This window comes from Citrobacter sp. RHB35-C17, assembly GCF_013816795.1.
In the GTDB taxonomy this organism is placed as follows: Bacteria; Pseudomonadota; Gammaproteobacteria; order Enterobacterales; family Enterobacteriaceae; genus Citrobacter_A; species Citrobacter_A amalonaticus.
This window is the reverse complement of record NZ_CP057150.1, coordinates 836,484-858,287: the sequence shown is the minus strand read 5'-3', so window position 1 is coordinate 858,287 and position 21,804 is coordinate 836,484. Positions and strand designations below refer to the sequence as shown.

Here is a 21,804-nt window from a genome sequence, read left to right as displayed (position 1 = left end):
GGCGCAAGGCACCATCCGGCAAAACCGAACTTATCGACGCATACTTTTTGACAACATCATCTGCCATTTTTGCTCGCGGTTTAGTTCTGATGGCGGCACCGCCGACATCCGCGGCGATTTGCTGACCATCTTCACCTGCGCGCTATGCCCAAGGCGGGCATACAGCTGTGGATCAATATGCGTCACTCTGACCAGGCGCTGACACTGACATCCACGACCTTCCAGTTGATTAGGGATAGTCTTAGTCTCGCAATTAATCTCCCCAACCTCAGCGAGAATATAAGAGACGGTATTGATCGCTTTGCAGTGATCCATATTAAAGTGCTTCGCGATCTCTTTCGCACTTACCCAACGCTTTTCTGCCATCACCCAATCGGCAATTAACAGATAAAGCGGCTTTTCAACATATTTTTCACACATAAGCACACCATTTCACAAATTAAAAATCTTGTTATGCCCTGTCCGTAAAAATACAAAACAAGACCCTATTTAAATTGTGGGATTCAATGATAGTAAGCAACTTAGCGGCGCATTAGTGTGAGCCAAATCTTGCTTGTTACAATGAAATTTGTCCTGTTGCGCAATATATCTCCAGGAATGAACTGAGTGCATAAAAAAACTGCTCCGTTTCCGGAGCCGTTTTTAAAACCGGGGCAAATGATGCCGCCGCTTATTTTTTAATTTGCGCGTGCATTTCCTGAACGGAGATGACTTTCTCTGTTGCATCGGCATTCAGCGCCATCGCGGTGGCAAAGCCGCCGTTCAGCGTGGTGTCGTAGTGCACTTTGTACTGTAGTGCGCTACGGCGAATCACCCTGGAGTCTTCAATGGCGCGACGCCCTGCGGTGGTGTTGATGATGTAGGTGTATTCGCCATTCTTGATACGGTCCTGAATGTGCGGACGACCTTCATGCACCTTGTTCACCAGACGTGGGTTGATACCTGCTTCACCCAGCACAATCGCGGTACCGTGGGTGGCGTCCAGTTCAAAGCCCTGCTTCAGCAGTTTCGCCGCCAGGTCAACCACGCGCTCTTTGTCGCCTTCACGTACGGAGAGCAGCGCTCGGCCCTGTTTTTTCATGGTAGAACTGCTGCCCAGTTGCGCCTTGGCGAACGCTTCCGCAAAGGTACGCCCCACGCCCATCACTTCCCCGGTGGAGCGCATTTCTGGCCCTAACAGCGGGTCGACGCCCGGGAATTTGTTGAACGGCAGCACCACTTCTTTCACCGAGTAGTACGGCGGGATAATTTCTTTGGTCACGCCCTGTTCGGTCAGCGATTTACCGGCCATCACACGCGCCGCCACTTTCGCCAGCGGTACGCCGGTCGCTTTAGAGACGAACGGTACGGTACGCGCCGCACGTGGATTCACTTCAATCAGGTAGACTTCGTTATCTTTCACTGCAAACTGGACGTTCATCAGACCGCGAACCTGCAGTTCGAAGGCCAGTTTCTGTACCTGCTGGCGCATCACATCCTGAATTTCCTGGCTCAGCGTGTAGGCCGGCAGAGAACAGGCAGAGTCACCCGAGTGGACGCCCGCTTGTTCGATGTGTTCCATGATGCCGCCAATCAGCACCATTTCACCGTCGCAGATGGCGTCAACGTCCACTTCAACCGCGTCATCCAGGAAGCGGTCGAGCAGAACCGGCGCGTCGTTGGAAACGCTAACGGCGGTCTGGAAGTAGCGGCGCAGATCAGCTTCGTCGTAGACAATTTCCATCGCCCGGCCGCCCAGCACGTAGGACGGACGCACCACCAGCGGATAGCCAATCTCTTTCGCTTTTTCGACAGCCTGTTCGATGGCCGTCACGGTGGCGTTGGCCGGTTGTTTCAGCTTCAGGCGGTCCACCGCATGCTGGAAACGCTCACGGTCTTCTGCGCGGTCAATTGCGTCCGGGCTGGTACCAATAACCGGTACGCCTGCTGCTTCCAGCGCACGCGCCAGTTTCAGCGGAGTCTGGCCGCCGTACTGCACGATCACGCCCTTCGGCTTCTCAATGCGCACGATTTCCAGCACATCTTCCAGCGTGACCGGCTCAAAGTAGAGGCGGTCGGAAGTGTCATAGTCAGTAGAGACCGTTTCCGGGTTACAGTTGACCATGATGGTTTCGTAACCGTCTTCACGCAGCGCCAGAGAGGCATGTACGCAGCAGTAGTCAAATTCGATCCCCTGGCCGATACGGTTTGGACCGCCGCCAAGCACCATGATTTTGTCGCGGTCAACGGACGGGTTCGCCTCGCACTCATCTTCATACGTGGAGTACATGTAGGCGGTATCGGTGGCGAATTCTGCCGCGCAGGTGTCCACACGCTTGTAGACCGGGTGCAGATTGTACTGGTCGCGCAGTTTGCGAACTTCCGCTTCACGGACACCGGCCAGTTTAGCCAGACGCGCATCGGCGAAGCCTTTGCGTTTCAGCTGGCGCAGGAAGTCTGGAGTCAGGCCGTTAATGCCCAGCTCTGCCACTTTCTCTTCCAGACGCACCAGCTCTTCAATTTGAACCAGGAACCAGCGGTCAATGTTGGTCAGGTTAAACACGCCGTCAACGGAGAGGCCCGCACGGAAGGCATCAGCGATATACCAGATACGCTCAGCGCCCGCGTCTTTCAGTTCGCGGCGGATTTTCGTCAGCGCTTCCGGGTCATCCAGGCTCACTTTCGGGTCAAAGCCGGTGGCGCCCACTTCCAGACCGCGCAGCGCTTTTTGCAGAGATTCCTGCTGGCTGCGGCCAATCGCCATCACTTCGCCGACCGATTTCATCTGGGTCGTCAGACGATCGTTAGCACCAACGAATTTTTCGAAGTTAAAGCGTGGGATTTTAGTGACCACGTAGTCGATGGACGGTTCGAACGATGCCGGGGTACGACCGCCAGTGATGTCATTCATCAGCTCATCAAGGGTGTAACCCACCGCCAGTTTCGCCGCCACTTTCGCAATCGGGAAGCCGGTGGCTTTTGACGCCAGCGCGGAGGAACGGGATACGCGCGGGTTCATTTCGATCACAATCAGGCGACCGTTTTTCGGGTTCACCGCGAACTGCACGTTTGAACCGCCGGTTTCTACGCCGATTTCACGCAGTACCGCCATCGAGGCGTTACGCATGATTTGATATTCTTTGTCGGTCAGCGTCTGGGCCGGAGCCACAGTGATGGAGTCACCGGTGTGAATGCCCATGGCGTCGAAGTTCTCAATAGAGCAGACGATGATGCAGTTGTCGTTTTTATCACGCACCACTTCCATCTCGTACTCTTTCCAGCCAATCAGCGATTCATCAATCAGCAGCTCGTTGGTTGGGGAGAGATCCAGACCGCGAGTACAAATTTCTTCAAACTCTTCGCGGTTGTAGGCGATACCGCCGCCGGTGCCGCCCATGGTAAAGGACGGGCGGATGATGCACGGATAGCCGACGTCAGCCGCTACCGCCAGCGCCTCTTCCATCGTATGGGCAATGCCCGAACGCGCGGTGTCGAGACCGATTTTCTTCATCGCGATATCGAAGCGACGACGGTCTTCGGCTTTATCAATCGCATCGGCGGTCGCACCAATCATGGTCACCCCGAATTCGGCCAGCACGCCCTGGCGCTCCAGTTCCAGCGCACAGTTCAGCGCCGTCTGACCGCCCATGGTCGGCAGCACCGCGTCCGGGCGCTCTTTCTCAATAATCTTGCGCACGACTTCCCAGTGAATCGGCTCGATGTAGGTCGCATCGGCCATTTCCGGGTCGGTCATGATGGTCGCGGGGTTGGAGTTCACCAGAATGACGCGGTACCCCTCTTCACGCAGCGCTTTACACGCCTGCGCGCCGGAGTAGTCAAACTCACACGCCTGACCGATAACAATCGGACCCGCGCCCAGAATCAGGATACTTTTTATGTCTGTACGTTTTGGCATGGCTCTCTTAACTCCTGATTATTTCGCGGACTGACGGTAAAGCTCAATTAACTCGATAAAGTGGTCGAACAATGGCGCGGCATCGTGAGGACCCGGGCTCGCTTCCGGGTGGCCCTGGAAGCTGAATGCCGGTTTGTCGGTGCGATGAATCCCTTGCAGGGTGCCATCGAACAGCGATTTGTGGGTCACACGCAGATTGGCCGGCATGGACGCTTCATCCACCGCAAAGCCGTGGTTCTGGGCCGTAATCATCACCGTATTGTTGTCGATATCTTTGACCGGATGGTTACCACCGTGGTGACCGAATTTCATCTTCACGGTTTTTGCCCCACTCGCCAGCGCCAGCAGCTGATGGCCTAAACAGATGCCAAACACCGGAATATCGGTCTCGAGGAATTTCTGAATTGCGTCGATAGCGTAATCGCATGGCGCCGGGTCACCAGGGCCGTTCGACAGGAAGATCCCGTCCGGATTCATCTTCAGCACATCTTCTGCCGACGTTTTTGCCGGGACAACCGTCAGGCGACAGCCTCTGTCCACCAGCATGCGCAGAATGTTGCGCTTGGCGCCAAAGTCATAGGCGACAACATGGAACGGCAGTTCGTCTTCTTTCTTTGCTTCCGGCAGGTCGCCCGCCAGCGTCCAGCTCCCCTGGGTCCAGCTGTAAGATTCCGTGGTGGTCACTTCTTTGGCAAGATCCATGCCGTTCAGGCCCGGGAAGGCTTTCGCTTTTTCCAGCGCCAGCGCCGCATCCGGGTTATCGCCCGCGATAATGCAACCATTTTGCGCCCCTTTCTCGCGCAGCAGACGCGTCAGCTTACGGGTATCGATATCGGCAATCGCCACAATGTTATGGCGTTTCAGGTAAGAAGAGAGGTCTTCGGTATTGCGGAAGTTGCTCGCAATCAGCGGCAGGTCACGAATGACAAGGCCTTGCGCATGGACCTGGGAGGATTCTTCATCGGCGGCATTGGTGCCGACATTACCGATATGGGGATAAGTAAGAGTAACGATTTGGCGGGAATAGGAAGGATCAGTGAGGATTTCTTGATAACCGGTCATTGAAGTATTGAAAACGACTTCCCCAACCGCCGAACCTGTTGCCCCTATGGCCCGACCGTGAAACTGGGTTCCGTCTTCCAGAACCAATAGCGCTGACTTAATCAAAACACCCTCCAGAGAATATTCACTCACTTTATTTGCATATTAATGCATTCGCATAGCATGAATCAATGCAAATTTGCTTACCCGTGGATTTCTGGCAAACGGCGGCATTCTGGAGATAAGGCAGGCAAAAGTCAACTTAAAGGCGGTATTTTTTATATTCTTTTGCGACCCAGGATGAAATCAACGGATTTAACAGGCAAAAAGATCAGCTAACCCTGGCAGGAAAACGCTTGCGTGAACAATTATGCGTAGAAAATAGTCTCAGGCTTCGAAAAAGTGGACCACTTGGTCAAAATTTACATTCAGGCAACGTAAAAAAGAGAGAAAAGATAGATTTTTACGCCATTTGTAATGAAAGCAATCTGTAACAGGCAAAATAAAAGGGCAATAAAAATATTGCCCCATGTAATCAATGCATTGAGATTACAATAACCACATCACGAAAGGTAATAATTAACTATAAATTGTTGAGATCAAGGACATCTCGCATATCAAAAAGACCATTTTTCTTTGCACTAACCCAAAGTGCCGATCTCACCGCACCATTGGCAAAAGTCATACGGCTGGACGCTTTGTGGGTGATTTCGACACGTTCGCCGATATCGGCAAACATGGCGGTATGTTCGCCCACAATGTCCCCGGCGCGGACGGTGGCAAAGCCAATTGTTCCCGGCACGCGTTCGCCGGTGTAGCCTTCGCGACTGTAGACGGCGCATTCTTTTAGATCTTTATCCAGCGCATGGGCAATCGCCTCCCCCATCGCCAGCGCGGTGCCTGACGGCGCGTCAACTTTATGGCGGTGGTGAGCTTCAATGATTTCAATGTCGGTATAGTCGCCCATCACCTTCGCCGCCTTTTCCAGCAGCTTAAGCATCACGTTGACACCGACGCTAAAGTTCGCCGCGAAGACAATGCCAATGTCCTGCGCGGCATCGCGAATCGCCTGTTTTCCCGCATCGTCAAAACCGGTGGTGCCAATGACCATCCCTTTGCCATGCTGACGACAAAACGCCAGATGATTCAGCGTGCCTTCCGGACGGGTAAAATCGATGAACACATCGAAATCATCTTTTACTGCCTCAAGGCGACTTTGCACGGTAACGCCGGTTTTCCCGACACCCGCCAGTTCTCCGGCATCGCTGCCCAGCAGTGACGATCCCTCGCGCTCAAGCGCCGCACCAAGCGCAACGCCATCCATCTGCAGCGCTGCCTGAATTAACTGGCGGCCCATACGGCCACCCGCGCCCGCTATCGCGACACGGACCTGTGCATCATGCATAGTTATTCTCTTACGTTAAAATGATGTAAATCGTTTTCAGATTAACCAGCACGTCGTCATGCCGCTAGCCAAAAACGTCGATAATTAGAATTTAATGATAAACAGCGAGAGATATCAGTAAAAGACATGACGATCAGCGAAAACCACATGATTCTCTGACCACCAGTGCCGGAGGCAGAATAATGCGTTTCGCCGGCTCATCGTTCCCCTGAATACGACTGTAAAGTAACTCTCCCGCCTTACGACCAATCTCTTTTGCCGCGACCGACACGGTGGTCAGCGCAGGCTGAACCAACGCCGCTTCGGTAATATCATCGAACCCGACTAATGCAAAGTCGCGCCCGGGTTCACGCCCCATTTTACGTAGCGCCTGCATTACCCCCAATGCCACAATATCCTGATAACACACCGCGGCAGTAATTTGTGGATGTTGCATCAGCAGAGACTCCGCCACTTTCGCGCCATCAATCTGGCTGGCCTGAGTGGCAACGATCCACTGCGGATTCGGTGAAATGCCATATTCCAGTAGTGTGCTGGTAAATCCGCCAATGCGCTGCGCCCGGCTCCCTGAATTCGGGCTGCCGCCGATGAAGGCGATATTTTTGTGCCCCAGTTTAACTAAATGGGTCGTTGCCATTTGCGTCCCGAGAAAATTATCGGTGCCGACAAAATCAAAGTCCGGATCGCTAAGCGGGCGAACCACCATGATAGCGGGAATATTACGCCGTTTAAGCGCTTCAAAGAACGAGGTCGGTGTTTCCCGCGCCGCGCAGAGCACCATACCGCAGGCGTTATTGCGCATCAGGGAATCAACAAACTTTTGCTGGCGCTCGCCGGACTCTTCGCTGTTCGCCAGAAACAACAGCAGATCGTGCCGCTCCATTTCATGACTGAGCCCCGCCGTCATCTCGCCATAAAATGGGTTAGTAATATCATGCAACAAGAGCCCGACCTGATTGCTGCTGCGATTACGCAAATTCGCTGCGGTCTGGTTATAGACATAGCCAGAATCATCCAGCGCTTTAAGTACGCGTTCACGCGTTGCCTGTGAAATACGCCCCCGATTACGCAGTACCATCGACACGGTCGCCGTGGAGACGCCAGCGCGTTCCGCAACCTGCGCCAGGGTAATGGTTGTCATGACTTCTCCTGTTTCTCGCAAAGGTTAATCGAATAACCTCATTAATGTGCCAGTACGTGTGATTCTCATCACGCTGATGAGCTTTTTACCGCCCTGGTTTCTGATTATGGCGGGTTAATCGCGTTAACCACCCTATGAAAACAAGGTTAATCGATTAATCTTTAATTAGCCAACACGGAGAGAGAAAATGCGTACAACCTATAATAAATTCCCTGAGGTTTATGTTCAGGGCTATGACGACGAGGCCTGGCAAGGCTGGGCGTCGGTCCATTCGGTACTTCGCAGCCGGGTTTCTGAATCGCCTAAAACCGTACTGATTATCGATTGTTATCCGGGCGTGCGACTGGATGAGCTGGAGCAACACCTCTTCGCCGCGCTAAACGCCACCGTAGTGATTAATGTTGAATCCGCGCGACGTGATGAGCAGGCGCTGCATGCGTTGTTGGCGCGTAATCTGACCGATGACCGCGTCTTTGGCGTTCTCTCCTGTCACCATCTTGATGAGTTTTTTGATCCCGACAAGCTCAACCGGATGCGTCAACAGATTGAAGCCATCCCCGAAGGTCTCGTGGTGGTATATGGGCCAGGCGCGGCGCTGGCGCATCCCGGCGATGTGTTGGTGTATGCTGATCTGCCGCGCTGGGAAATTCAACAGCGTATGCGTCATGACGGTCTCGGTAACTGGGGCGCAAAAAACCAGAATGAAGATATTCTTCGTCGCTATAAACGCGCCTTTTTTATTGAATGGCGAGTCTTTGACCGGCACAAAACGCCGCTGCTCAAACGCGCTGATTATTTGCTGGATACGACGGTCGCAGGCGCGCCCGCAATGGTCAGCGGCGAAGCGCTACGCGCCGGGTTGCAACAAACCACCACGCAACCGTTTCGCGTCGCCCCCTTCTTTGACCCTGGCGTCTGGGGCGGGCAGTGGATGAAACAACAATTCGATCTCGATCCCTCAGCGCCCAACTACGCGTGGTGTTTTGATTGCGTGCCCGAGGAAAACAGCCTGTTACTGCGTTTTGGTCATGTGCGGATCGAGATCCCCTCTCAGGACCTGGTGCTGACGTATCCCCGCGCCCTGCTTGGCGAGAAAGTTCATGCTCGTTTTGGCGCGGAATTTCCGATTCGTTTTGACTTTCTCGATACCATTGGCGGTCAGAACCTGAGCTTCCAGGTTCATCCGGTTACTGAATACATCCAACAGCAATTTGGTATGCACTATACCCAGGATGAGAGTTACTACATCCTTGAAGCAGAGCCAGATGCGGTGGTCTACCTGGGCACAAAAACCGGGATCGTACCAGGCGAGATGCTGGACGATTTACGCGCGGCGGGACGAGGCGAGAAAGCCTTTGATGACGAGCGGTTTGTCAATCAATTCCCTGCCCGTAAGCACGATCATTTTCTCATCCCTGCCGGAACCGTCCATTGCTCAGGCGCCGGGACAATGGTCCTGGAGATCAGTGCCACGCCGTATATTTTCACCTTCAAACTGTGGGACTGGGGGCGTCTGGGTCTGGACGGATTGCCGCGTCCTGTCCATCTTGACCACGGTCAACAAGTCATTGACTGGCAGCGCGATACACAATGGGTTCAAGACAATCTGATCAACCGTATTGAGCCCATCGCTGAAGGGGACGGCTGGCGGGAAGAAAGAACCGGGATGCACGAACGTGAGTTTATCGAAACCCGCCGTCACTGGTTTACTGCCCCAGTGACACACCATACTCAGGGTGGTGTGAACGTTCTGAACCTGGTCGAAGGTGCGCAAGCCGTGGTCGATAGTCCGAGCGGCGCATTTGCTCCCTTCATCGTTCACTATGCAGAGACCTTTATCATCCCGGCAGCCGTTGGGGAATACCGAATTTCACCTTCAGGCGACAGCGTTGACCAGCCTCTGGCGACGATCAAAGCTTGGGTAAGAGGATAAGCCGATGATCCACATTATTGTTGCCAGTCACGGTCCTCTGGCGGAAGCGCTTCTTACCAGCGGACGCATGGTTTACGGCGAATTACCGCATGTTTACGCCGTGACACTAAGCGAACAGGCCGGTATCGAAGGGTTTAAATCGCGCTTTGGCGAAGTGCTGGCACAGGCGGGACAACACGCTGACGGAGTACTGGTGCTCTGCGACATGCAAAGTGGCACGCCGTGGAACGTCGCCTGCCAGCATGCTTTTTCACCACAAACGTTGCCTCCCATCGCCGTTGTGGCAGGAGTGAATCTGCCGATGCTGCTGTTAAGCGAGGAAGTGCTTCCATTCATGGATGTCCATGCCGCAGCCGATACCCTGCTGGCGTTAACTGCCCCCACGTTGACGAAGGCTGCCCCGGTTTTTTCCGTGCAGTCAGATGATTTTTAAAGGAAACCGCTATGAGTATTTCTTTTGTCCGTATCGATGACCGCGTTATTCATGGGCAGCTCGTCACACGTTGGGCCAAAGAGCTGCCCTGCGATGGCATTGTCGCCATTGACGATGCCGTCGCGGCCGATCCCCTGCTCTCCTCGGTGATGAAAGGCGCCGTGCAGGACACCAAAGTCTGGTTGTTTGATACCGCCACCGCGATTGAGAAACTGCCCAAAGTCATCGCCAGTGAGAAACGTTATTTCGTGATTGGCAAATCGCCGGTCACGCTGATGCGCATCGAAGAAGCGGGTATCAGTCTGCACAACGCCAACGGCAAAATTAACGTCGGCCCAATGAGTGCGCGCGCCGACACCACGACAATTGGCCCTAATCAATCAGTCAATGCACAGGAGATCGCCGCCTTTGACTGGCTGACGCAGCGCGGGCATCAGGTTGAATTCCGGCTGGTGCCGGATGCCAGTTGCTACAGCTGGCAGGATGCGCGCCAGAAGCTGAAATAAGGAGCGGACGATGATTATCGAAGCGATGTTGATTGGCATTCTGTGTTATCTCGGCGCCCTCAGCAGCCCCTGGCTGTTAGGACTGACGGGCGGCTGGTATTTAATCACTCGACCGCTGATTTCCGGCACGTTGGTCGGGATTATTCTCGGTGACATGAAAACCGGGATCATGATTGGCGTTGCGGTTCAGGCAGTATATATCGCGATGGTCACGCCCGGCGGCTCAATGCCTGCCGATCTCAACTTTGTGGCTTACCCGGCCATTGCATTGGGGATCCTCTCAGGCAAAGGCCCGGAGGTCGCGGTCGCCTTAGCCGCTACCATCGGGATTGCCGGGACCATCTTATTTAATGCGATGATGGTACTGAACTCTTTCTGGAACCATCGTGCCGATGCGGCACTGGATCGGGGCGATGAGCGGGGAATTTACCTGAACAGCGCCATCTGGCCTCAGGTGACAAACTTTGTCCTGCGTTTTGTGCCCACCTTTATTGCGGTTTACTTTGGCGCACAGTACATCAGCGGTTTTATGGACAGCCTGCCGAAGATGGTGTTGTCGACAATGAACGTACTGGGCGGCATTCTGCCCGCCGTCGGGATTGCAATTCTGCTCAAGCAGATCATCAAAAATTACACCATGTTGATCTACTTCCTCGTCGGTTTCGTCTGCATCGTCTTTTTAAAACTCAACATGGTCGCGCTGGTGATCGTCGGTTCACTGTTGGCGCTGATCCACTATAACTACAAGCCGGAACCGCCGCAGGCTGCAAACGCGACGTCGGTTACCCGCGATGATGAGGATGAATTCTGATGGAAGAACGTACGCTGACCCGTAAAGATCTTCGCCGCTGCTGGCGGGCCTGGATGATGCATAACTTATCGTCGATGAGTTTTGAACGTCTGGAATCTTTTGGATTTTGTCTGAGCATGTTGCCGGTGGCGAAAAAGCTCTATCCCGATGCCGCACAACGAACCGAAATGTTGCGTCGACACGCCTCGTTCTACAATACCGAACCCCAGATTGGCGCCATTGTGAATGGAATGGCGCTGGGGCTGGAAGAGAAAAAAGCGAACGGGGAGCCGATCGACGGAGAGACGATCAACACCCTTAAGGTGGGTTTAATGGGTCCCATTGCCGGGATCGGTGATTCCATGATCCCTGGGATGTTGATCCCCATCCTGCTCAGTATCGGCATGGCGCTGGCGGCAGGCGGCAATATCCTCGGTCCCTTGTTTTATACCGTTGCCTGGCTTGCGATCATCATTCCCGGCTCATGGTTCTTGTTTCTGAAAGGCTACAAAATGGGCTCCGGCTCGGTAGAAATACTGGTGAGCAGCAAGTCCACTCGTCTGCGCGAAGCCTTATCGCTGTTAGGCGTTTTCGTTATGGGGGGCGTCGCAGCCAGCTACGTGAAGCTTGGAACCGGGATGGAGTTTATTACCAAAGATGGTGTGAATATCCATGTTCAGCAGATGCTGGATGGCATTTTCCCGCAATTGCTGCCGCTGGTCGTCGTTCTCGGTACCTGGTATCTGATGGCAAAACGCGGTGTCTCACCGGTAAAAGCGATGGTTTTACTGCTGATACTGGCCGCGCTTGGCGTCGCAACAGGTCTGTTTGCAGGTTAATCGCGAAAAGACGGAACTACCGGGGCAATGCCCCGGTTTTTCATGGATGGAAGTTCTGCCACAGCCCTGCGCATTTATCCGGGCGAGAGATAAACTGAAAGCGCCCCGGGTCGGATATAAATTGCTGATAGATTGGCGCTGAAGTCAGTGAAAACTCCGTATACTGACGAGGCGTGACGGCCTGCAATCGCCCGGCAATATAGCGCGGGTTGTGCTGCCAGATGACGTGGTCACCCTGTAATAACGGATACCACGCCAGCCCTTTATGCGCCCGCACAGCCTCATATTCAAAACCATATTCCCGATCGCACCACGCGCCAAAGGTTAACGGCTCATTCGGATCGGCGGATATCGTCGCATGTCCCCAACCGGGCGGCACCAGCACTTTTTCACCGGGTCCTGCGATCACCGCAAAGCAGCGACCAGGATCGTCCCCAACATATTCCTGCATGTAGATGATCGCTTTCCCCTGCCAGATCTCATACAACTCTGGCGGAGACCACCCGCTGTGCTGACTCACACGATGCACATGTCCCTGACTACGAATCGGTTCTTCACCCAACCGACCCGCGGCATAGGTCACCACACCGAACAACAGCATGCGTTTTTTTAGCTCCTCGCGATCCTGCAGACGCGCCACGTCCATCGCGATAGCGTATACCTCTTCCGGTCCCTCACACTGCGGATCACGCAGCGAAGCACGAATCTGATCGAGTCGGCGAATTTCCGGCATAGGCCCGGTCACGTCATCCCCATAACTGAACCCAAGCGGATGACGATGCACGGTCATATCCAGACCATAAAGAGAGGCAGAGTCAACCATTCTGCACCTCCCTTACTTGAATCTGCTGATTTTCCTCAAAGACCCTGAGGGTGAACCCCTTCGCCAGCGCCGCATAATCATGTCCGGCGATAGCAGGCCAGACTGCAAGCGCGGAGAGCACCTCATTTCCGGTGTTGATTAAGCGGTGTGCGGTAAAACCTGGGATGATATGAATGGATCCGGCGAAAACGTTTTCCAGTCGCGCCTGCCCGTGCTCATTTTGCAGCAGCAAAAGTCCCTTTCCGCGCAGGCCAAAATAGACTTCGCCCTGTTCACGGCGCGCATGGAAATGCCCGCGGGTCATAAAGTATTCACCGCCGACATGTCCGGGATAAAGATGCGTCACGCCCGTATAGAGTTCGCCTTCCGCCGAAGAAGTCGCCAGCATCTCAACGTCATACACCACGTGTTCGCCCGCCAACTGTTGCCGGGCAGGCTCATCGGCAAAAACCTCAATGAGATCCTGAATGCGGGTTGATTTACGTAACAGCGGCCCTTTTGCCAACGCGCCGCTCGCCCATTCCACCTGCGGTGGCTGGATAAAAGTAAGATTCATATGTGTCTCCGGCCCGAGGAGAACAACAGAATCAGATTAGCAGATTAATCGATTAACCTACCAGTTCCGTCCACAGAGTGCGGTGCGCATCACACTCCTTACGGTGCCAGTGCCAGAACTTCTGCCACCCACTGCTGGAACCCTGCAACATTAATTTCCAGAGCGACCTGCACGTTTGCTGGTCTGTTCATCCGCCCTTCAATATCCACCACGGTCGTCCCGGCGGTATAATCCCCCCGGGTTTCAACCGCGACAAAGCACGGCTTGACGGTAAACAGATCCGGACGCACCAGCCAGGCAATCGCGCAGAGATCGTGCATTCGCACGCCGGTGCGCATTGTCCCGCTGCGATAGTGGCTGAACAAGGCATGTAACATCTTTCCAGTGCGATTGAGGGTGGGCAGCGAGGCCAGATAATCCGGCGTCAACATCGCCTGGTTTGTGACATCCAGCCCACACATCACAATCTCAATGCCACTTTCGAATACGCGCGCTGCGGCTTCCGGATCGACGGCGATATTGAATTCAGCGTTAGGGGTGAAATTTCCCCGTCCGGCAGAACCGCCCATGATCACCAGACGGCGGATGTTGAAGGTGCACTCCGGATAGTGCATCAGCAGCAGCGCAATATTCGTCAGCGGACCAATCGCCACCAGCGTGATCGGCTCCGGGGCGCTGATCAGCGCGTCACGAAGGGCGATAAACGCCGGTTTCGCCAGCGGTTGTCGGTCATGCTCGACAAAATCATAGCCTTCCATGCCGGATTCGCCGTGAACATAGGCGGCATCGCGTAGCGGACGTAACAGCGGCGTGGCGGCCCCCTGGGCGAGGGGAATGTCGGCATTCCAGAAATGCAGCAGTTGCAGGGCGTTGCGGGTGGTCTTTTCCACGGAAACATTACCGGCGACCGTAGTCATCAATTGCAGATCGAGCTGAGGGGCAAACAGCGCAGCAGCAATCGCCGCAGCATCATCAATGCCCGGATCGGTGTCGAGAATAATGGGCAGACGCATGATTCCTCCATAAAAAAATACCGGGTATCAGACCCGGCATCTTCGCACAGATTAGCGTGAACTAAATCATTCTACTTCACGAACATCCACACGCAGCTCTTTTGGCACTTCGAAGACAATATTCTCTTCGCGGCCTTCCAGCGGAACCGCTTCGCCGCCGCCGAGTTCCTGCAGGCGGGCAATCACGTTTTGCACCAGAATATCCGGCGCTGACGCGCCTGCAGTCACGCCCACGCATTTCGCCTCTTTCACCCAGGCTTCCTGGATATCGGTCGCATCGTCAATCAGAAATGCCGCTTTCCCCATCCGCTGCGCCAGTTCAGCCAGACGGTTGGAGTTCGATGAGTTTTTTGAGCCCACCACCAGCACAACATCCGCCTGCTCCGCCAGCGCGCGCACCGCTTCCTGACGGTTGGTAGTGGCGTAGCAAATGTCATCTTTACGCGGTCCGACGATTTTCGGGAAGCGCTGACGCAGTGCGTCAATCACGTCTGAGGTATCGTCCACGGAGAGCGTGGTCTGGGTCATAAAGGAGAGCTTGCCTTCGTTTTTCACCTTGAGCGAAAAAACATCTTCCGGCGATTCCACCAGGTACATGCCCCCTGCCGGGTTGCTGTACTGCCCCATTGTGCCTTCCACTTCAGGGTGTCCGGCGTGACCAATCAGGATCGACTCTTCGCCACGACGACTGGCGCGCGCCACTTCCATATGCACTTTGGTTACCAGCGGACAGGTCGCATCAAAGACAGTGAGGTCACGGCCTTTCGCTTCGTTGCGCACCGCCTGAGAGACGCCGTGCGCGGAGAAGATCAGGATCGCGCCGTCTGGCACTTCGCTGATCTGCTCGATGAAAATCGCCCCGCGTTCGCGCAGGCTGTCGACCACGTAGCGGTTATGTACCACTTCATGACGAACGTAAATCGGCGCGCCGTAGATGGCCAGCGCGTTTTCAACAATGCTGATAGCGCGGTCTACACCAGCGCAAAAACCGCGCGGGTTGGCCAACAGGATCTGCATGTTACGCCTCCAGTGCCGGATCGACTTCCAGCACTTCAATATCAAAATGAACGGTATGCCCGGCCAGCGGATGGTTAAAATCGACGGTGATGGAGTCACCGTTGATTTCGCGGATCACACCAGGCATCTCACTGCCGTCCATTGCGGTAAAGAGCATAATAGCCCCGATTTCAGGTTCGCCGGCGTCCATAAATTCGCGGCGCGAGAAATACTGAATCAGGTCAGGCGTCGTGATGCCAAACGCGGCATCCGGCTCCAGGGAAAAAGTGGTTTTATCGCCGTCTTTCAGTCCGAGAAGATGTTGCTCCAGTCCTTCAGACAGAGAACCATCCCCCAGGCGAAAAAGCGCGGGCTTGCCGTTATTACGGGTTGACTCTGCGGTGGAGCCATCGTCGAGTTTTAAGGTGAAGTGCACCAGCACCGCACTGTTACTCTGTACTGATTTAGACATGCAGGTTGCTCACTTGTTGTGACTCACCAGTTAGCCCGATGGCACTTGCACTTATCGGGCCTACAAGGATCGCGCTATTTTATAGGCCGGATAAGGCGATTACGCCACCATCCGGCACTGTATTACGCCTGCTTTTTCGGCAGGAATCCTTCCAGGACAATCATTGCGGCGCCGATACAGATCGCACTATCGGCGAGGTTAAACGTAGCAAAATGCCAGTCCCCGACGTAGAAATCGATCATATCGACCACGAAACCATGCCACAGGCGGTCGAACAGGTTCCCCAGCGCGCCGCCAATGATTAGCGCATACGCGATATTATTCAGCTTTTGCGTCGCGCTGGAGCGATACATCATCACCGCCAGAATGACACAGATACCGATCGCGATACCGGCAAAGAACCAGCGCTGCCAGCCGCCGCTATCAGCGAGGAAGCTAAACGCCGCACCATAGTTACGCGCATAATGCAGATTAAGCGACGGGAACAGCGGCACCGTATCCCCCAGAGCAAAATTCTGGAGGATCAGGTACTTGCTGCCCAAATCGATAATCAGCACGACTACCACCAGCCACAGCCAGCGTAGCCCTGTTGAACAAAGAGGCTTACTCATCAGGCAAACTTACGTTTTTCGCCATCACCGGCGATGTTGCTGACACAGCGTCCGCAAATTTCTGCGTGTTCCGCTACCTTGCCGACATCCGTCGTGTAATGCCAGCAACGCGGGCACTTATCACCTTCGGCTTTACTCAGGGCGATTTTCAGCCCTTTGAGCAGTTCGCTCTGCTGCGCATCTGCAGGAGCCCCGGCATAGTCAGCGACTTTCGCCCCGGAGGTCAACAGGACAAATCGTAATTCATCGCCCAGTGCGGTCAGCTTCGCAGCCAGTTCAGGTTCGGCGTACAGGGTGACTGCCGCTTCCAGAGAACCGCCCACTTTCTTATCCGCACGCGCCTGTTCGATCACTTTGTTCACTTCGCCACGCACTTTCAGCAGCTCGTCCCAGAAGCTATCGTTCATCGCTTCGCTGTCCGCCAGACCAAACAAGCCTTCGTACCACTCACCGGTGAAGACATACTGCTCACGAGAACCCGGCAGGTAGCCCCAGATTTCATCTGCGGTGAAGGACATGATCGGCGCCATCCAGCGTACCAGCGCTTCCGCGATATGGTACAGCGCGGTCTGACAGCTGCGACGCGCCCGGCTTTCCGCTTTCGCGGTGTACTGACGGTCTTTGATGATGTCGAGATAGAACGACCCCATTTCGACGGAGCAGAAACGCATCAGGCGCTGTACCACTTCGTGGAAATCGTAGGCTTCGTACGCTTTCAGAATATCTTCCTGCGCCGCTTTCGCGCAGCCCACCGCCCATCTGTCCAGTACCACCATCTCTTCCGGTTTCACCATGTCTTTAGCCGGATCAAACCCGTTCAGGTTCGCCAGCAGGAAGCGCGCGGTGTTACGGATACGACGATAGCTGTCGGCAGCACGTTTGAGGATCTCATCCGATACCGCCATTTCACCAGTGTAGTCGGTTGATGCCACCCACAGACGCAGAATGTCAGCGCCCAGTTTGTTCATCACATCCTGCGGCGAAACGGTGTTACCGATAGACTTGGACATCTTGCGGCCCTGACCATCGACGGTAAAACCGTGCGTCAGTACCTGGCGATACGGCGCTTTGCCTTTCATCGCGGTAGAGATCATCAGAGACGACATGAACCAACCACGATGCTGGTCGGAGCCTTCCAGATACATATCCGCAGCATGACCGGCGAACTCCGGGCGGACATCCACGACGGAGGAGTGCGTTGAACCAGAGTCAAACCAGACGTCCAGGGTATCCGGCACTTTCACGTACTGATCGGCTTCGTCACCCAGAATGTCTTTCGGGTCGAGATCCCACCAGGCCTGAATACCGTCAACTTCAACGCGTTTTGCCACTTCTTCCATCAGTTCGATGGCGCGCGGGTGCAGCTCTTCAGTGTCTTTGTGAACGAACAGAGACATCGGCACGCCCCAGGTACGCTGACGAGAAATACACCAGTCAGGACGGTTCGCTACCATTGATTCGATACGCGCCTGGCCCCAGTCCGGGATCCACTGCACGCCTTTGATCTCTTTCAGAGACTGCTCGCGCAGACCTTTCTGATCCATGCTGATGAACCACTGCGGGGTTGCACGGAAGATGATAGGTGATTTGTGACGCCAGCAGCACGGATAGCTGTGCTGCATTTTCTCAACGTGCAGCAGCGCGCCTTTTTCGGTCAGCAGCGCAACCACAATATCGTTCGCTTTAAAGACGTTCACACCGTCCAGCGTCGGATAAGTACCCGGCAGATAAGCGCCGTCCGGACCTACCGGGTTAGCAACTTCCAGACCGTATTTCTGGCCGATGACATAGTCATCCGGACCATGGCCTGGCGCGGTATGTACCGCGCCAGTACCGGCATCCAGCGTCACGTGATCGCCGAGGATCGCCGGAACGTCGAAACCCATAAACGGATGGGTAAAGCGCAGCAGTTCAAGCTCCGCCCCTTTTACGGTGGCGAGAACGGTATAATCTGTCGCGCCAATGCGCTGCATCACGCTTTCAACCAGATCTTTTGCCAGGATCACCGCCTGACCGTCGATTTGTACCAGCGCGTAGTCAAAGTCCGGCGCCACGGAAATCGCGCGGTTTGCCGGCAGCGTCCACGGTGTGGTGGTCCAGATGACCAACGAGATTGGCCCGTTGACATTCGCCACGCCAAATTTTGCCTTCACCGCGTCCTGATCCGCAGCAACAAAGGCCACGTCGATCGACGGAGAGGTTTTGTCGTAGTATTCCACTTCCGCTTCTGCCAGCGCAGAACGGCAGTCTACGCACCAGTGCACCGGTTTCGCGCCTTTATGCAGATGACCATTACCGATGATTTTGCCCAGCGCGCGGATGATGTTGGCTTCCGTTTTGAAGTCCATCGTCAGATACGGATGCGACCAGTCGCCGAGCACGCCCAGACGGATAAAGTCTTTACGTTGCCCATCAACCTGAGTTGCAGCGTACTCACGGCACTTCGCACGGAACTCCGCCGCGGTGAATTTTTCGCCCGGCTTGCCGAATTCCTGCTCCACTTTCAATTCGATCGGCAGACCGTGACAGTCCCAACCCGGAACGTAAGGCGAGTCATATCCCGCGAGTCCTTTGGACTTCACGATAATGTCTTTCAGAATCTTGTTAACCGAGTGACCAATATGAATGCTGCCATTCGCATAAGGAGGGCCATCATGCAGAATGAAGGTTTTTTTGCCTTTTTTGGCCGCACGAATGATGCCGTACAGGTCATCATCAGTCCAACGCGCCAGCATTCCCGGTTCACGCTTGGCGAGATCGCCGCGCATCGGGAACCCTGTTTCCGGCAAATTCAGGGTTGATTTATAGTCACTCATCAGATTCTCGGTTCCGTATTGATTACCCAGGCCTTTAAGCCGGTTTTGATAGCCCAAAAAAATCACGGGCAGTTAATTCATCTCGCGCAATCTGCGCTTTGAGTTCATCCAGCGAAGCAAATCGCTGTTCATTGCGTATTTTTTTACGCAGCACTACATCTATATGGCGACCATAGAGGTCCATTGCAACATCCAGCAGATGCACTTCCAGTTGCTGGCGCACGCCCGAAACCGTCGGACGGGTCCCGATGTTCGCCACGCCGGGCAATGGCTTCTCGCCAAGCCCCATCACTTCAACCGCATAGACCCCTTTTACCGGGGAAACCTGACGACGCAGCGGTAAGTTTGCCGTCGGGAAACCAATGGTGCGCCCGAGTTCATCACCGTGTACAACACGGCCTGAAATGGTAAACGGATGGCCCAGCAGGCTTTCGGCGAGGGCCAGGTTGTCCTGTGCCAGCGCCTGACGCACGGCGGTACTGCTGATACGCACGCCGCCTTCGCAGAAGGTTTGGGTGCTGGTAATATCGAAACCATATTCCACACCCGCCTTCTGTAATAACAAGAAATCGCCTTCGCGACCAGCGCCAAAGCGGAAATCATCTCCCACCGCGAGAAATTGCACCCCAAGACGATTCACCAGCAGTTCGCTGATAAAGGTCTGTGCCGTCAGGGCGGCGAAACGGCGGTCAAAGCGCACGCACAGCACGTAATCGACGCCGCATTGCGCGAGATAACGCAATTTTTCACGCAGGCGGGTCAGCCGCGCAGGGGCTTTGTCTGTCGCAAACAGTTCGAGCGGCTGCGGCTCAAAAATCATCACCATCACCGGTAAGCCACGCCTGCGCCCTTCTTCCTGCAAACCTTGCAGCAGCGCACGATGACCACGATGCACGCCGTCGAAATTACCAATAGTCAGCACACACCCGTGTGGGGCCTGACTGAGATTATGTATGCCGCGTATCAGCTTCATGTCTGGCTCAAAACAGTGAAAATCGCCAAAGTATACCTTGTACGGCGGTCAAGGTTAACCGGCGATTGATGTGGCGAAACAGAAAGCAGATGGATTTCATTACCCTGAGGCAAATACCGACCACAAACTGACAAAGCAATTCAATTTTTATCGCTGAAAAGCTGTATTCACAGACCGCAAGCTGGTAGAATCCTGCGCCATCACTACGTAACGAGTGCCGCTAGATTAACGGCGCTTATTTGCACAAATCCATTGACAAAAGAAGGCTAAAAGGGCATATTCCTCGGCCTTTGAATTGTCCATATAGAACACATTTGGGAGTTGGACCTTGGCTAATATCAAATCAGCTAAGAAGCGCGCCGTTCAGTCTGAAAAGGCTCGTAAGCACAACGCAAGCCGTCGCTCTATGATGCGTACTTTCATCAAGAAAGTATACGCAGCTATCGAAGCTGGCGACAAAGCTACTGCACTGAAAGCATTTAACGAAATGCAACCAATCGTGGACCGTCAGGCTGCTAAAGGTCTGATCCACAAAAACAAAGCTGCACGTCATAAAGCTAACCTGACTGCACAGATCAACAAACTGGCTTAATCGCCTGTTGATTGTTGCTTTGTGAAAAAACCCGCGCAAGCGGGTTTTTTTATGTCTGGACTATTTGTTCTGGGGCGTAAATAACGCCGAATAGTTCGTATTACAGATACGCTGTACCGCCGGATGCTGAATCATCCTCTCAGCAAAGATGGCATGGTATTCCTCCATCACATTCTCCACGCGACCAATTTCGACCACCGAATCGTCTGCGTAAAAGTCATGCGCATAGAGCGTCGGGGCCACGAAAATCGCGTTGTGCGTTGCGCCAAAGGCTTTCATCAATGCGGCGTCATCGAACTCTCCCAGAATCTCGACCTTCAGCCCCTGGGAATTAATCCAGTTCAGCAACTTGCGTCCTAACATCGAACGCCGGCCGGGGATCAGCAAACGTCGCTCTTCCAGACAGGCCGGGAAGGATTTTTCCGGTAACGGCTGGGTACACCAGAAGCTCACGCTACACTCACCAATCTTCACCGAAAACAGCCCTTCCTGTTGCGTCGAGTCAATCGGGCAATCCGAGATAATCATATCCAGCTTATGCTGGCTGAGCTGTTCCAGCAGCATTTCGTGGGTTGATTCAAAACAGCGCAGGTGGATCTGTTCCCCTTCAACGACGGCGGCATCCAGTACGTTGCTGACCAATCGCTTCGACAGCGCATCCGCCACCCCCACATCAAATAACAGATTGGACTCTTTGCGGTAGTTCACGATATCCAGCATCTCCTGGCTGAGAGTAAACATTTTATCCGCATAGCGAAAAACCAGCTCGCCGAGCTCGCTGGGCTCCAGACCGCGCCCCTTACGCTTGAAGAGTTTGCCCTGCAGGCGTTCCTCAAGCGCTTTAATCTGTCCGGTGATAGTTTGCGGCGTTAAATAAAGCGCTTCCGCCGCACCGACCACGGACCCCTCCTTATAGACGTGCCAAAAGTAATAGAGATGGTTGTAATTAATGTGGGACATACACTCTCT

20 protein-coding genes and 1 pseudogene are annotated in these 21,804 nt (G+C 54.3%); 6 read left to right on the top strand and 15 right to left on the bottom strand.

From position 1 onward, the window contains the following. Nucleotides 1-30: 30 nt before the first annotated feature. The 5 genes from caiF to HVZ37_RS04140 form a co-directional block, all read right to left on the bottom strand. The gene (caiF, locus tag HVZ37_RS04160) at nt 31-420 is read right to left on the bottom strand and encodes a carnitine metabolism transcriptional regulator CaiF (RefSeq protein ID WP_042997987.1); all 390 of its coding nucleotides are present in this window, start codon (nt 418-420) and stop codon (nt 31-33) included. A 250-nt stretch (nt 421-670) separates the two neighbouring features. Then, the gene (carB, locus tag HVZ37_RS04155; protein WP_044255587.1) at nt 671-3,895 is read right to left on the bottom strand and encodes a carbamoyl-phosphate synthase large subunit; all 3,225 of its coding nucleotides are present in this window, start codon (nt 3,893-3,895) and stop codon (nt 671-673) included. 18 nt (nt 3,896-3,913) lie between these two features. Beyond that, complete coding sequence (carA, locus tag HVZ37_RS04150) at nt 3,914-5,062, bottom strand: glutamine-hydrolyzing carbamoyl-phosphate synthase small subunit (protein WP_044255590.1); 1,149 nt, start codon at nt 5,060-5,062, stop codon at nt 3,914-3,916. A gap of 457 nt (nt 5,063-5,519) precedes the next feature. After that, nucleotides 5,520-6,341 carry a 4-hydroxy-tetrahydrodipicolinate reductase gene (dapB, locus tag HVZ37_RS04145; RefSeq protein WP_042997990.1) on the bottom strand — a complete coding sequence of 274 codons (822 nt, stop codon included), beginning with the start codon at nt 6,339-6,341 and terminating at the stop codon, nt 5,520-5,522. Nucleotides 6,342-6,474: 133 nt separating this feature from the next. Then, nucleotides 6,475-7,482, bottom strand: a complete 1,008-nt coding sequence (locus tag HVZ37_RS04140) for a LacI family DNA-binding transcriptional regulator (protein ID WP_044267378.1) — start codon at nt 7,480-7,482, stop codon at nt 6,475-6,477. Nucleotides 7,483-7,669: 187 nt separating this feature from the next. Between HVZ37_RS04140 and HVZ37_RS04135 the strand changes: the two genes are divergently transcribed. From HVZ37_RS04135 to HVZ37_RS04115, 5 genes are read left to right on the top strand one after another with little or no spacing between them, the layout of a single operon-like run. Then, entirely contained in the window at nt 7,670-9,415 is a 1,746-nt protein-coding gene (locus HVZ37_RS04135) for a class I mannose-6-phosphate isomerase (protein WP_042997992.1), read from the top strand. 4 nt (nt 9,416-9,419) lie between these two features. Next, nucleotides 9,420-9,848 carry a PTS fructose transporter subunit IIA gene (locus HVZ37_RS04130; RefSeq protein WP_181628127.1) on the top strand — a complete coding sequence of 143 codons (429 nt, stop codon included), beginning with the start codon at nt 9,420-9,422 and terminating at the stop codon, nt 9,846-9,848. 11 nt (nt 9,849-9,859) lie between these two features. After that, nucleotides 9,860-10,354: a PTS sugar transporter subunit IIB gene (locus HVZ37_RS04125; protein ID WP_042997994.1), complete on the top strand. Its 495-nt coding sequence runs from the start codon at nt 9,860-9,862 to the stop codon at nt 10,352-10,354. 10 nt (nt 10,355-10,364) lie between these two features. Then, nucleotides 10,365-11,165 carry a PTS sugar transporter subunit IIC gene (locus HVZ37_RS04120; protein WP_042997995.1) on the top strand — a complete coding sequence of 267 codons (801 nt, stop codon included), beginning with the start codon at nt 10,365-10,367 and terminating at the stop codon, nt 11,163-11,165. Then, entirely contained in the window at nt 11,165-11,983 is an 819-nt protein-coding gene (locus HVZ37_RS04115; protein WP_042997996.1) for a PTS system mannose/fructose/sorbose family transporter subunit IID, read from the top strand. The genes HVZ37_RS04120 and HVZ37_RS04115 overlap by 1 nt, the downstream gene beginning before the upstream one ends. 40 nt (nt 11,984-12,023) lie before the next feature. Here the strand turns inward: HVZ37_RS04115 and HVZ37_RS04110 are convergent, their stop codons facing one another. From HVZ37_RS04110 to HVZ37_RS23060, 9 genes and pseudogenes are all read right to left on the bottom strand, one after another. After that, entirely contained in the window at nt 12,024-12,806 is a 783-nt protein-coding gene (locus HVZ37_RS04110; RefSeq protein ID WP_042997997.1) for a glucose-6-phosphate isomerase family protein, read from the bottom strand. Further along, the gene (locus HVZ37_RS04105; RefSeq protein ID WP_042997998.1) at nt 12,799-13,362 is read right to left on the bottom strand and encodes a glucose-6-phosphate isomerase family protein; all 564 of its coding nucleotides are present in this window, start codon (nt 13,360-13,362) and stop codon (nt 12,799-12,801) included. The genes HVZ37_RS04110 and HVZ37_RS04105 overlap by 8 nt, the downstream gene beginning before the upstream one ends. Nucleotides 13,363-13,460: 98 nt before the next feature. Further along, the gene (gene rihC / locus HVZ37_RS04100) at nt 13,461-14,375 is read right to left on the bottom strand and encodes a ribonucleoside hydrolase RihC (protein WP_042997999.1); all 915 of its coding nucleotides are present in this window, start codon (nt 14,373-14,375) and stop codon (nt 13,461-13,463) included. A 66-nt stretch (nt 14,376-14,441) separates the two neighbouring features. Then, entirely contained in the window at nt 14,442-15,392 is a 951-nt protein-coding gene (gene ispH, locus HVZ37_RS04095) for a 4-hydroxy-3-methylbut-2-enyl diphosphate reductase (protein WP_042998000.1), read from the bottom strand. Nucleotide 15,393: 1 nt separating this feature from the next. After that, the gene (fkpB, locus tag HVZ37_RS04090; protein ID WP_042998001.1) at nt 15,394-15,843 is read right to left on the bottom strand and encodes an FKBP-type peptidyl-prolyl cis-trans isomerase; all 450 of its coding nucleotides are present in this window, start codon (nt 15,841-15,843) and stop codon (nt 15,394-15,396) included. Between the two features lie 122 nt (nt 15,844-15,965). After that, nucleotides 15,966-16,454, bottom strand: coding sequence for a signal peptidase II (gene lspA / locus HVZ37_RS04085; RefSeq protein WP_042998002.1), 489 nt, complete (start codon nt 16,452-16,454; stop codon nt 15,966-15,968). Further along, complete coding sequence (gene ileS / locus HVZ37_RS04080; protein WP_043001723.1) at nt 16,454-19,270, bottom strand: isoleucine--tRNA ligase; 2,817 nt, start codon at nt 19,268-19,270, stop codon at nt 16,454-16,456. The genes lspA and ileS overlap by 1 nt, the downstream gene beginning before the upstream one ends. Nucleotides 19,271-19,304: 34 nt before the next feature. Further along, nucleotides 19,305-20,243: a bifunctional riboflavin kinase/FAD synthetase gene (gene ribF / locus HVZ37_RS04075; protein ID WP_042998003.1), complete on the bottom strand. Its 939-nt coding sequence runs from the start codon at nt 20,241-20,243 to the stop codon at nt 19,305-19,307. Nucleotides 20,244-20,250: 7 nt separating this feature from the next. After that, nucleotides 20,251-20,469: pseudogene (locus HVZ37_RS23060) on the bottom strand (DUF2575 domain-containing protein). Between the two features lie 102 nt (nt 20,470-20,571). On the opposite strand from HVZ37_RS23060, the gene rpsT reads away from it, so the two are divergent. Next, nucleotides 20,572-20,835 (top strand): 30S ribosomal protein S20, encoded by a 264-nt coding sequence (gene rpsT / locus HVZ37_RS04070; RefSeq protein ID WP_003018940.1) that lies wholly within the window; start codon nt 20,572-20,574, stop codon nt 20,833-20,835. 60 nt (nt 20,836-20,895) lie between these two features. Here the strand turns inward: rpsT and nhaR are convergent, their stop codons facing one another. Further along, nucleotides 20,896-21,795 carry a transcriptional activator NhaR gene (gene nhaR, locus HVZ37_RS04065; RefSeq protein ID WP_042998004.1) on the bottom strand — a complete coding sequence of 300 codons (900 nt, stop codon included), beginning with the start codon at nt 21,793-21,795 and terminating at the stop codon, nt 20,896-20,898. Nucleotides 21,796-21,804 lie beyond the last annotated feature (9 nt).

Bases quoted from the DNA above. Each gene is read 5' to 3' on its own strand.
- HVZ37_RS04120 (WP_042997995.1), top strand. From the start codon at position 10,365: ATGATTATCGAAGCGATGTTGATTGGCATTCTGTGTTATCTCGGCGCC.
- ribF (WP_042998003.1), bottom strand. From the start codon at position 20,243: ATGAAGCTGATACGCGGCATACATAATCTCAGTCAGGCCCCACACGGG.
- HVZ37_RS04125 (WP_042997994.1), top strand. From the start codon at position 9,860: ATGAGTATTTCTTTTGTCCGTATCGATGACCGCGTTATTCATGGGCAG.
- caiF (WP_042997987.1), bottom strand. From the start codon at position 420: ATGTGTGAAAAATATGTTGAAAAGCCGCTTTATCTGTTAATTGCCGAT.
- HVZ37_RS04115 (WP_042997996.1), top strand. From the start codon at position 11,165: ATGGAAGAACGTACGCTGACCCGTAAAGATCTTCGCCGCTGCTGGCGG.
- HVZ37_RS04110 (WP_042997997.1), bottom strand. From the start codon at position 12,806: ATGGTTGACTCTGCCTCTCTTTATGGTCTGGATATGACCGTGCATCGT.
- HVZ37_RS04105 (WP_042997998.1), bottom strand. From the start codon at position 13,362: ATGAATCTTACTTTTATCCAGCCACCGCAGGTGGAATGGGCGAGCGGC.
- HVZ37_RS04140 (WP_044267378.1), bottom strand. From the start codon at position 7,482: ATGACAACCATTACCCTGGCGCAGGTTGCGGAACGCGCTGGCGTCTCC.
- fkpB (WP_042998001.1), bottom strand. From the start codon at position 15,843: ATGTCTAAATCAGTACAGAGTAACAGTGCGGTGCTGGTGCACTTCACC.
- nhaR (WP_042998004.1), bottom strand. From the start codon at position 21,795: ATGTCCCACATTAATTACAACCATCTCTATTACTTTTGGCACGTCTAT.
- ispH (WP_042998000.1), bottom strand. From the start codon at position 15,392: ATGCAGATCCTGTTGGCCAACCCGCGCGGTTTTTGCGCTGGTGTAGAC.
- rihC (WP_042997999.1), bottom strand. From the start codon at position 14,375: ATGCGTCTGCCCATTATTCTCGACACCGATCCGGGCATTGATGATGCT.
- dapB (WP_042997990.1), bottom strand. From the start codon at position 6,341: ATGCATGATGCACAGGTCCGTGTCGCGATAGCGGGCGCGGGTGGCCGT.
- carB (WP_044255587.1), bottom strand. From the start codon at position 3,895: ATGCCAAAACGTACAGACATAAAAAGTATCCTGATTCTGGGCGCGGGT.
- lspA (WP_042998002.1), bottom strand. From the start codon at position 16,454: ATGAGTAAGCCTCTTTGTTCAACAGGGCTACGCTGGCTGTGGCTGGTG.
- HVZ37_RS04135 (WP_042997992.1), top strand. From the start codon at position 7,670: ATGCGTACAACCTATAATAAATTCCCTGAGGTTTATGTTCAGGGCTAT.
- ileS (WP_043001723.1), bottom strand. From the start codon at position 19,270: ATGAGTGACTATAAATCAACCCTGAATTTGCCGGAAACAGGGTTCCCG.
- HVZ37_RS04130 (WP_181628127.1), top strand. From the start codon at position 9,420: ATGATCCACATTATTGTTGCCAGTCACGGTCCTCTGGCGGAAGCGCTT.